Here is a 9,410-nt window from a genome sequence, read left to right on the forward strand (position 1 = left end):
CGGAGATTTGTATAAGAGACAGACACATTGGGTGACTGACACACCGCTTTCGCGAGCAAGCCCGCTCCCACATTTAGATCTCCAGCGCCTGGGCTATTTGAGTTCGGCCAAGCGCCGCTCGATAAAGCGCTTTTCGGGCGCTTGCTGGGTCAATGCCAGCGCCCGTTCAAAGGCCAGCCGCGCCTCCTCCACTCGCCCTAGCCGCCGACAAAATTCGCCCCGTGCCGAGTGCGCCAGGTGATAGTCCACCAACTCCCCTCGCGCCAAAATCCCGTCCACCAACTGCAACCCCGCCAGCGCCCCATCGCGCATCGCAACGGCCACCGCGCGATTCAGTTCGATCACCGGCGACGGCACCGCCCCGAGCAGCACGTCGTAAAGCCCGACGATCTGCGGCCAGTCGGTCTCATCGGCGCTCACCGCCTCGGCATGCACCGCCGCAATCGACGCCTGCAGGCTGTAGGGCCCGAAGCGTCGTGTGGTCAGGGCTTTCTCCACCAGCGCACATCCTTCAGCGATCAACGACGCATCCCACAGCGAACGGTCCTGCTCATCCAGCAACACCAATTCACCGTCCGCCGAGGTGCGCGCCAGGCGCCGGGATTCGTGGAGCAACATCAGCGCCAGCAAGCCCATCACTTCCGGCTCCGGTAACAACTCCAGCAGCAAGCGGCCCAGGCGAATCGCTTCGCGGGTCAGGTCTTCACGGGTCAAGTCGGCGCCCATGGACGCCGAATAACCTTCGTTGAACACCAGGTAAATCACCCGCAGCACACTGTCCAGGCGCTCGGGCAACTCCGCCAGGGAAGGCACTTGATAGGGGATTTTCGCTTCGCGGATCTTGCCCTTGGCCCGCACGATGCGCTGGGCGATGGTGGCTGGCGTGGCGAGAAACGCCCGAGCGATTTCCTCAGTGGTGAGGTCGCAGATCTCACGCAAGGTCAGCGCCGCCTGGGCATCCGCCGCCAGTGCCGGGTGGCAACAGGTGAAGATCAGGCGCAGGCGGTCGTCTTCCACGTCTTCAACGCTCCAGTCTGCCGCTTCCAGCGCGTCGGCCTGCGCCTGCAACAGCGGAGTAAAACGCGCCTGGCGACGTAAACGGTCGATGGCCTTGAAGCGCCCGGTCGAGACCAGCCAGGCCCGGGGGTTGTCGGGCACGCCGTCCTGCTCCCAGCGCTCGACCGCGACGAAGAACGCCTCGTGCAAAGCCTCTTCAGCCAGGTCAAAATCGCCGAGCAGGCGAATCAGCGTCGCAAGGATGCGCCGCGATTCGCTGCGATAAACCGCTTCAACCCGGGCCTGCACCGTCAATCGCGCAGGCCTTCAGTCACCAGCGTCACCAGCCGGTCGAGGCTCTGGCCCCAGCCCTCGTGAAAGCCCATGGCTTCGTGGGCCTGCTTGGTTTCGGCGCTCCAGTGCATGGCGCGGGCGGTGTAAAGCGTCTTGCCGTCGACGTCTTCAAAGGTGACTTCGGCAGTCATGAATGGCTGGCCCGAAGGAATCCAGCCGGGCGTGAAAGCATCGGTAAACACCAGCCGACTGGGAGCGGTAATTTCGAGGAATACACCTTGCGTCGGGTACTCGCTGCCGTCGGGCGCGCGCATCAGCGTGCGAAATTGCCCACCGACCCACAGGTCCATTTCGCACTCGGGCGTGGTCATGCCGTGGGGGCCCCACCATTGCTGCAACAAAGCGGGCTCGGTCCAGGCACGGAACACCCGGCTGCGAGGCGCATCGATCAAGCGGCTGATAGACAGTTCAAATTCGGCGGGTTTGGGTTGATTAGTCATGGGTAAACCTCCTGAGTTTTATTGTTGTGATCAGAGATTCAATTCACGCACCGGGCGTACTTCCACACTGCCGACCCGGGCGGCCGGAATGCCGCCGGCCACCTGGATCGCTTCATTTAGGTCCTTGGCCTCGATCAGGTAAAACCCGGCGAGCTGCTCCTTGGTTTCGGCAAACGGCCCGTCGGTAATCGACAACTTGCCGTTGCGTATACGCACAGTGGTGGCGGTGGTCACCGACTCCAGCGGTTCGGCGGCGAGCATCCGCCCGCTGGCCATCACGGACTCGGCATAGGCGAAGCACTCCGGGTCCTTGGGGCTGTCGGGCGAGTCGTGCAGCACCTGTTCATTGCTATAGATCAGGCAGAGGTATTTCATGGGATTCTCCGTTTTCGGACACTCAACTATAGTCCCCGGCGATCAGGGTTCCAGCTCGAACAAGGTGGTGCCGGCGTACATATCGAACGGCGCCGCCCCGTGCTCTTTGCGGTAAAAATCACTGAAGACACCCTTAGTCGACTGAGCCATCAACCAATCGACAGCCCCGCGAAAAATAATTGCGAATACCGCAAACCCGCTAGAATCCGCGCTTCTTTGTAGGATTTCGGATGCTACACCGATGGAAACTCGCCTCGTTCCCTATGAGACGTTGACTGCCCTGCAGCAACAGCAACTCGGCACCCTTGAAGTGCATCCCGAACAGCTGGCGTTTTCCGGCGATATCTACTGTGCGCTGAACACCCTGCTGGTCAATCCAAACCCCGGCGTGGCGGGCTTTGCGTTACTGGCCGACGAGATTCCCGTGGCCTTCCTGCTCCTAAAACGCCCGCCCTGCCTGCCCCATTGGGCGGATGAACACAGCGCCACGCTGCATGCATTGCAAGTCGACCGCCATCAACAGGGCCGGGGGTTTGGCAAAGCCTGCCTGCAGGCCCTGCCAGCGGCTGCGCGCCTGGTCTGGCCGCAGATCAAGGCCCTGGAGCTGTCGGTGGACACCGACAATGTGGCGGCGATGGGGCTGTATTTGCAGCAGGGTTGGGCGGACAGCGGGGAGGCGTATAAAGGGCGGATTGGGTATGAGCGCCGGTTGGCGTGGGTGTTTTGAACAACGAGGAGCTGGTGAAATGCTAACAACCCTGGAACAACTCGAAACCCTCTACGGCCTCCCCCACGAGCGGGCCGTGCGCAAGGAAATTCCGTTTCTCAACGAGGATTACCAGGCGATGGTCCGCGCCTCACCCTTGGTGGTGGTGAGTTCGTCCGGCCCGGACGGCATTGATGGTTCGCCTCGTGGCGACGTGCCGGGGTTTGTGCGAATCGTTGACGAGCGCACGTTGGCCATTCCGGATCGGCCAGGGAATAACCGGCTCGATACCCTACGCAACCTGGTGGTGGATCCGCGTATAGCGTTGCTGTTCATCATTCCGGGGATTGGCGAGACGTTGCGGGTCAACGGCCGTGCGCAGATTTCCATCGAGCCTGCGTTGCTGGAGAGCTTTGCGGTGAATGGCAAAGCGGCCCGCTCGGTGATTCTGGTGCAGGTGCAAGCAGCGTATTTCCATTGCTCCAAAGCCTTCGTGCGCTCCGATTGCTGGAACCCGGAAAAGCACCTGGATCGCTCGGCACTGCCCACCGCCGGGGCGTTTCACAAGCGGCTCAATGACGGGGCGTTTGACGCCGAAGCCTATGACCGCGAGATGCCGGAGCGGGTCAAGGCCACGCTGTATTGAGCGGCGGTTGCAGGAGCGAACCTTTTCGCTCCTGCAAGCAGTGCGCTTAGGCGGATTCGGCTTCGATCGGGATCCAGATTTCGACTGAACCCGTGCCTCTGTCCACATTGAAGTCGGCGCTGTAGCGTTCAAAATCGGCCCCGACCACCTTGTACCCGGAGCCTGGCAGCCACTCGAACATGATGCGTTCATAGGTCTGCGCCAACGCCTGCACCGGACCATAATGCGGGAACACCGCATAACGACGGGCCGGGATTTCAATCGACTGGAAGTTGCTCGGCACATCCCCCTTGGCCGGTACTTCTACGCCCGCCAGGTAGTCGAATTCATCGTGTTTGGCGTTGTAGCACACGCCGTAGGTCACCCCACCCACGCGCGTTTTGATCTCTTTGAAGCAGCTGTCGAACAGCTCCCATAACTTGGGAATATCACCAATCGTGGCCTTCGCGTAACGCCCTTGCACACCCGCGATCACCAGGGCCTTGCCCTCTTCCATGCGCGGCTGTAACGGTAGTTTTGTCTGTTGATCCATCTGAACAGTCTCCTTCTTATGAGGGAACAAACCCGCGTCGAGTATAGGGGCATATCCACGCCGTACTCCAAGCAGAAATTTTTCCTGCGGCATCTGGACAACTGGCCATCATCAACCGTATTGTCTGCCCCGCAGGCCACCGCAGTGGCCGACGTCGCTCGGACGGTTCCGGGCGCTTACGTATTTCGAGGCAACCATGGCCGAACCCAGTTCGCCGCGCCGCTTTGCGCGCATAGATCGACTCCCCCCTTACGTTTTTAATATCACTGCCGAGCTGAAGATGGCTGCGCGTCGGCGCGGCGAAGACATCATCGACTTGAGCATGGGTAACCCTGACGGCCCGACCCCACCGCACATCGTGGAAAAAATGGTCACCGTCGCCCAACGTGAAGACACCCACGGTTACTCCACCTCCAAAGGCATTCCGCGGCTGCGTCGGGCGATTTCGCACTGGTACAAAGACCGCTATGCAGTGGACATCGACCCGGAAACCGAAGCCATCGTGACCATCGGTTCCAAGGAAGGCCTGGCGCACTTGATGCTGGCCACCCTGGACCAGGGCGACACGGTGCTGGTGCCCAACCCCAGCTACCCGATTCACATCTACGGTGCCGTGATTGCCGGCGCCCAGGTGCGCTCGGTGCCGCTGATTCCGGGGGTGGATTTCTTCGCTGAACTGGAACGCGCGATTCGCGGCTCGATCCCCAAGCCGAAGATGATGATCCTCGGTTTCCCGTCCAACCCGACCGCGCAGTGCGTGGAGCTGGACTTCTTCGAACGGGTGATCGCCCTGGCCAAGCAGTACGACGTGCTGGTGGTGCATGACCTGGCCTACGCCGACATCGTCTACGACGGCTGGAAAGCCCCCTCGATCATGCAAGTGCCCGGTGCCAAGGACATTGCGGTGGAGTTTTTCACCCTGTCCAAGAGCTACAACATGGCCGGCTGGCGCATTGGCTTCATGGTGGGTAACGCGGAACTGGTCAACGCCCTGGCGCGCATCAAGAGTTACCACGACTACGGCACGTTCACGCCGCTGCAAGTGGCGGCGATTGCTGCGCTGGAAGGCGATCAGCAGTGCGTGAAAGACATTGCCGACCAGTACCGTCAGCGCCGTAACGTGCTGGTGAAGGGCCTGCATGAGCTGGGCTGGATGGTCGAGAATCCGAAGGCGTCGATGTACGTCTGGGCGAAGATTCCCGAGGCGTATGCCGCGATGGGTTCGCTGGAGTTTGCCAAGAAGCTGCTGCTTGAGGCGAAGGTGTGTGTATCGCCGGGGATTGGCTTTGGTGAGTATGGCGACGATCACGTGCGCTTTGCGCTGATCGAAAACCAGGACCGGATTCGCCAGGCGGTGCGGGGCATCCGGGCGATGTTCCGGGCGGATGGGCTGGTTAAAAAGCAGACGCCTGACCCGATCTAACGGTAAAAACCCAATCAATGTGGGAGCGGGCTTGCCCGCTCCCACATTTTGTTTTGCGGTGTGCCTGTTACACCACCAGCGACAGCAACATGATAAAGCCCAACGCCACTACCGACAGAATGGTCTCCATCGCCGTCCAGGTCTTGAACGTCTCGGCCACGGTCATATTGAAGTACTGCTTCACCAGCCAGAACCCCGCATCGTTGACGTGAGACAGCACCAACGAGCCCGCCCCTGTCGCCAACACCAGCAACTCGCGGTTAACCCCCGGAATCATCCCCACCACCGGCACCACAATGCCGGCGCCGGTAATGGTCGCCACGGTCGCAGAACCGGTCGCCACACGAATCACCGCCGCCACCAGCCACGCCAGCAGGATCGGGTTGATCTGCGCGGTCACCGCCATATGGCCGATCACGTCACCCACGCCGCTGGTCACCAGCATCTGCTTGAAGCCGCCACCGGCGCCGATGATCAGGATGATCGCTGCGGTCGGCGCAAGGCTCGCGTCGAGCAGTTTGAGGATTTGCTTGGAACCGATGCCCTGGCGATGGCCAAAGGTGTACAGCGACAGCAGCAAGGCCAGCAGCAACGCGGTGATCGGGTGGCCGATCATGTCCATCCAGTTGCGGATCGCGTGGCCGTCCGGCAGGGCGACGTCGGCGAAGGTTTTCAGCAGCATCAGGAACACCGGCAGCAGCACGGTGATCAGGGTGATACTGAAGCTCGGCAGGGTCTTGGACTCTGGCTGCTCACGGGCGAGTTGGTCCACCAGTTCCTGGGACGGGTTGCCCGGGATGTACTTGGCGATAAACGAACCGTAGAGCGGGCCGGCGATGATGGCGGTAGGCAGCGCGACGATCAGGCCGTAGAGAATGGTCTTGCCGATGTCGGCACCAAACACGCCAATCGCCAGCAACGGGCCCGGGTGCGGTGGCACCAGGCCGTGCACCGCCGAGAGGCCGGCCAGCAGCGGGATGCCGATCTTGATCAGCGACACGCCAGTACGACGCGCGACGATAAACACCAGCGGGATCAGCAGTACAAAACCGATCTCGAAGAACAGCGGAATGCCCACCAAAAACGCGGCGAACATCATTGCCCACTGCACCTTCTCCTTGCCGAAGGCCCGCACCAGGGTTTGGGCGATCTGATCGGCACCGCCGGAATCGGCCATCATCTTGCCGAGCATCGTGCCCAGCGCCAGGATAATCCCGACAAAGCCGAGCACCCCGCCGAAGCCGTCCTGGAACGCCTTGATGATCTTGTCCACGGGCATGCCCGAGGTCAGGCCGAGAAAGCCTGCCGCGATGATCAGCGCAATGAACGGGTGGACTTTGAACCGGGTGATCAACACGATCAGGCCGATGATGGTCACCACTGCATCGAGCAGCAGATAGGTATCGTGGGACAAGCCAAACATGGGGGTCTCTCCTGTTTGTTGTTGTTATTAAAGCCGGTAAAAAATTCAGTGCAGGCGGACAGCGCTATCTTGTCCGGCAAACAATTATTTGTTTGGTTCAAAACCGTGTTTCAGCCACCAAGCATTGGTTTGCTCGGCCAGGTCTTCAACGCTGTCTTCACTGGCGTTCAGCGCCAGGGTCAACGGCTCGCCCACCGGGGATTCGAGGGTGGCGAACTGGCTATCAATCAGGCTTGCCGGCATGAAATGGCCGGGGCGATGGGACACACGGTCGGCGGCGACTTCGCGGGTCAGCTCCAGAAACACAAACCCCAGGCCCGGCGCGGCTTCGCGCAGGTGGTCGCGGTATTTCTTCTTCAGGGCCGAGCAGGTGAGTACGGGATGCTCGCCAGCTTTAAGCGAGCGGCGCAGTTCATCGCACAGGATGTCGAGCCAGCCGGCGCGGTCGTCGTCGTTAAGGGGATGGCCGGCGCTCATCTTTTCGATGTTCGCGGCGGGGTGAAAGCTGTCGCCTTCGATGGCGGTGGCGCCGTTCAGCAGGCACAGGGCCTCGCTGACGCTGGACTTGCCACAGCCGGAAACACCCATGATCACGAGGGCAGTAACAGGTTGACTCATGAAACACCTCAAGACGCAGATAGCGCTACCTTTGCACGCTGTAAGGCTAGTGCAAAAACAGGCTTTTCCCGCGCCGTCTTGTCATTTTTATGGAGTGACGCGTGCATCCTCTCCAAAGGCTTGAGTCGGAACAGGCATCCCAACGTTCAAGGATTTGCAGGGTCTTGGAGACAGCGCTACCTTAGTGCCTCGATTTTTGTTTGGCAAGCCGCCTGATGACTCCCAAGAACGATAAAAATACCCGCACCACGGGCCGCCCTACCCTGAATGAAGTTGCCCGCCTTGCCGGCGTGAGCCCGATTACCGCCTCCCGGGCCTTGCGCGGCATCAGCACCGTGGCCACCGAGCTGGTGGAAAAAGTGCAAAAAGCTGCCGCCGAACTGAGCTACGTGGTCAACCCGGCCGCCCGTGCCCTGGCGTCGGCCCAGAGCCAGTCGGTGGTGGTGTTGGTGCCGTCGCTGTCCAACCTGCTGTTTATCGAAACCCTGGAAGCCATCCACCAGGTGCTGCGGCCCAAGGGCTTTGAAGTGCTGATCGGCAACACCCACTATTCCCGCGACGAAGAAGAAGACCTGCTGCGCAACTACATGGCCTACCAGCCTCGGGGTTTGCTGCTGACCGGGTTTGACCGTACGGAAAGTGCCCGGCGCATGGTGGAATCAAGCAATGTGCCGTGTGTGTACATGATGGATCTGGACCCGGGCGCGGGCCTGAACTGCGTAGGATTTTCGCAGTTGAACGCCGGGGAAACGGCAGCGGCGCATTTGATCTCACGGGGTCGCAAGCGCTTGGCCTACATCGGCGCGCAGTTAGACCAGCGCACGTTGTTGCGCGGTGAGGGCTTTCGCCGGGCGTTGCAGCAGGCGGGGTTGTACGACCCGGCGCTGGAAGTGCTGACGCCACGGCCATCGTCGCTGGGCCTGGGTGGCGAGTTGTTCTTGCAGTTGCTGGCCAGCCATCCGGATGTGGATGCGATCTTCTTTGGCAACGACGACCTGGCTCAGGGCGCGCTGCTGGAAGCACTGCGCCATGGCATCAAGGTGCCGGAGCAGATCTCGGTGCTGGGCTTCAACGACCTGCCCTCTTCATCGTTCATGGTGCCGCGTTTAAGCAGCATCAGCACGCCCCGCGAAGCCATTGGCCGGCGCGCGGCGGAGCATTTGTTGACGGTGATGGCGGGCAACAAGATCGCCCGGCCGGTGGTGGACATGGGGTTTGAGTTGAAGGTGCGCGAGAGTACCTAGGCGGTAGCTGTAGGAAGTGGCTGGTGTTGATGGCAGCGCCTTGCTCCGTTGCCTACAGGTACGTCAGAATCCGCCGGCTTGTGCGCCTGGGTAGGGCTCTCTAAGGTTGCCCGGTCGCTGAATTTCTCAGTGATCGGGTTTAGTAGCCCGAGCAACCCCTCACAAATGTGCATGAGCTTCATCTGTCGGACTTACCTGTCTGTGCTTGATGGTGGCTGTGCGCAGGGCGCCCTCGTGGCGCGCCGGGTTTTGTGAGGGTCTACCGGTCTACTAACCTGCGTGCAGCCGCCACCCTTTCGTTTAGTAGCGATCAGGTGATGGCCCAGTTAGAGAACTCACCTATGTTCAAAGCAACCCCAAATCCTCCTTCCTTATTCACCGTCAGCACCGACGTCAGCAGCGAAAGCCTGATCGCCAACAGCTACGAGACGTTTTCCTCGGTCAGCACGTTATTGCTCGACCTGTCTGATGAACTCACCGGCAAAGACCGCGACACGGCATTGGCGATTCACCAGTTGAGCGAACTGGGCGTGTTGCTGATGGGCAAGCTGATGGACCAGGAATCGCCGCTTACCTAACAGACCGCACTCGATCAAAATGTGGGAGCGGGCTTGCTCGCGAATGCGGTGTGTCAGCCAACCTATATGCCACTG

Annotated in this window: 11 protein-coding genes; 5 read left to right on the plus strand and 6 right to left on the minus strand. The window is 60.8% G+C overall.

Going from position 1 to position 9,410, the window contains the following annotated elements; all coding sequences use genetic code 11:
- Positions 1-93: 93 nt before the first annotated feature.
- From CEC48_RS29900 to CEC48_RS29910, 3 genes are read right to left on the minus strand one after another with little or no spacing between them, the layout of a single operon-like run.
- Positions 94-1,305: an RNA polymerase sigma factor gene (locus CEC48_RS29900; RefSeq protein WP_088427120.1), complete on the minus strand. Its 1,212-nt coding sequence runs from the start codon at positions 1,303-1,305 to the stop codon at positions 94-96.
- Between the two features lie 2 nt (positions 1,306-1,307).
- Entirely contained in the window at positions 1,308-1,790 is a 483-nt protein-coding gene (locus tag CEC48_RS29905) for an SRPBCC family protein (protein WP_088427111.1), read from the minus strand.
- 30 nt (positions 1,791-1,820) lie between these two features.
- Positions 1,821-2,165 carry a YciI family protein gene (locus CEC48_RS29910; protein ID WP_088427112.1) on the minus strand — a complete coding sequence of 115 codons (345 nt, stop codon included), beginning with the start codon at positions 2,163-2,165 and terminating at the stop codon, positions 1,821-1,823.
- A gap of 241 nt (positions 2,166-2,406) precedes the next feature.
- Here CEC48_RS29910 and CEC48_RS29915 point away from each other — a divergent pair, with 241 nt between their 5' ends.
- Both CEC48_RS29915 and CEC48_RS29920 read left to right on the plus strand, forming a co-directional pair.
- Positions 2,407-2,892, plus strand: a complete 486-nt coding sequence (locus CEC48_RS29915) for an N-acetyltransferase (protein WP_088427113.1) — start codon at positions 2,407-2,409, stop codon at positions 2,890-2,892.
- 19 nt (positions 2,893-2,911) lie between these two features.
- The gene (locus CEC48_RS29920; protein ID WP_088427114.1) at positions 2,912-3,517 is read left to right on the plus strand and encodes a pyridoxamine 5'-phosphate oxidase family protein; all 606 of its coding nucleotides are present in this window, start codon (positions 2,912-2,914) and stop codon (positions 3,515-3,517) included.
- Positions 3,518-3,563: 46 nt separating this feature from the next.
- Here CEC48_RS29920 and CEC48_RS29925 read toward each other — a convergent pair whose 3' ends face one another.
- The gene (locus CEC48_RS29925) at positions 3,564-4,049 is read right to left on the minus strand and encodes a GyrI-like domain-containing protein (protein WP_088427115.1); all 486 of its coding nucleotides are present in this window, start codon (positions 4,047-4,049) and stop codon (positions 3,564-3,566) included.
- A 196-nt stretch (positions 4,050-4,245) separates the two neighbouring features.
- Between CEC48_RS29925 and alaC the strand changes: the two genes are divergently transcribed.
- The gene (gene alaC / locus CEC48_RS29930; RefSeq protein WP_088427116.1) at positions 4,246-5,472 is read left to right on the plus strand and encodes an alanine transaminase; all 1,227 of its coding nucleotides are present in this window, start codon (positions 4,246-4,248) and stop codon (positions 5,470-5,472) included.
- A gap of 67 nt (positions 5,473-5,539) precedes the next feature.
- Here the strand turns inward: alaC and CEC48_RS29935 are convergent, their stop codons facing one another.
- On the minus strand, positions 5,540-6,895 hold the full coding sequence (locus CEC48_RS29935) for a GntP family permease (protein WP_088427117.1): 1,356 nt from the start codon (positions 6,893-6,895) through the stop codon (positions 5,540-5,542).
- A gap of 84 nt (positions 6,896-6,979) precedes the next feature.
- Entirely contained in the window at positions 6,980-7,513 is a 534-nt protein-coding gene (locus CEC48_RS29940) for a gluconokinase (RefSeq protein ID WP_088427118.1), read from the minus strand.
- A 212-nt stretch (positions 7,514-7,725) separates the two neighbouring features.
- On the opposite strand from CEC48_RS29940, the gene CEC48_RS29945 reads away from it, so the two are divergent.
- Complete coding sequence (locus tag CEC48_RS29945) at positions 7,726-8,757, plus strand: LacI family DNA-binding transcriptional regulator (protein WP_167665540.1); 1,032 nt, start codon at positions 7,726-7,728, stop codon at positions 8,755-8,757.
- Positions 8,758-9,098: 341 nt separating this feature from the next.
- Complete coding sequence (locus CEC48_RS29950; RefSeq protein WP_088427119.1) at positions 9,099-9,335, plus strand: DUF6124 family protein; 237 nt, start codon at positions 9,099-9,101, stop codon at positions 9,333-9,335.
- Positions 9,336-9,410: the final 75 nt, after the last annotated feature.

Origin of the sequence: Pseudomonas sp. K2I15 (assembly GCF_002204795.1) — a bacterium.
GTDB lineage: Bacteria > Pseudomonadota > Gammaproteobacteria > Pseudomonadales > Pseudomonadaceae > Aquipseudomonas.

Excerpts from the sequence above, each read along its gene's own strand:
- CEC48_RS29920 (WP_088427114.1), top strand. The coding sequence starts at position 2,912 with ATGCTAACAACCCTGGAACAACTCGAAACCCTCTACGGCCTCCCCCAC.
- CEC48_RS29925 (WP_088427115.1), bottom strand. The coding sequence starts at position 4,049 with ATGGATCAACAGACAAAACTACCGTTACAGCCGCGCATGGAAGAGGGC.
- CEC48_RS29950 (WP_088427119.1), top strand. The coding sequence starts at position 9,099 with ATGTTCAAAGCAACCCCAAATCCTCCTTCCTTATTCACCGTCAGCACC.
- CEC48_RS29910 (WP_088427112.1), bottom strand. The coding sequence starts at position 2,165 with ATGAAATACCTCTGCCTGATCTATAGCAATGAACAGGTGCTGCACGAC.
- CEC48_RS29935 (WP_088427117.1), bottom strand. The coding sequence starts at position 6,895 with ATGTTTGGCTTGTCCCACGATACCTATCTGCTGCTCGATGCAGTGGTG.
- CEC48_RS29915 (WP_088427113.1), top strand. The coding sequence starts at position 2,407 with ATGGAAACTCGCCTCGTTCCCTATGAGACGTTGACTGCCCTGCAGCAA.
- CEC48_RS29905 (WP_088427111.1), bottom strand. The coding sequence starts at position 1,790 with ATGACTAATCAACCCAAACCCGCCGAATTTGAACTGTCTATCAGCCGC.
- alaC (WP_088427116.1), top strand. The coding sequence starts at position 4,246 with ATGGCCGAACCCAGTTCGCCGCGCCGCTTTGCGCGCATAGATCGACTC.
- CEC48_RS29940 (WP_088427118.1), bottom strand. The coding sequence starts at position 7,513 with ATGAGTCAACCTGTTACTGCCCTCGTGATCATGGGTGTTTCCGGCTGT.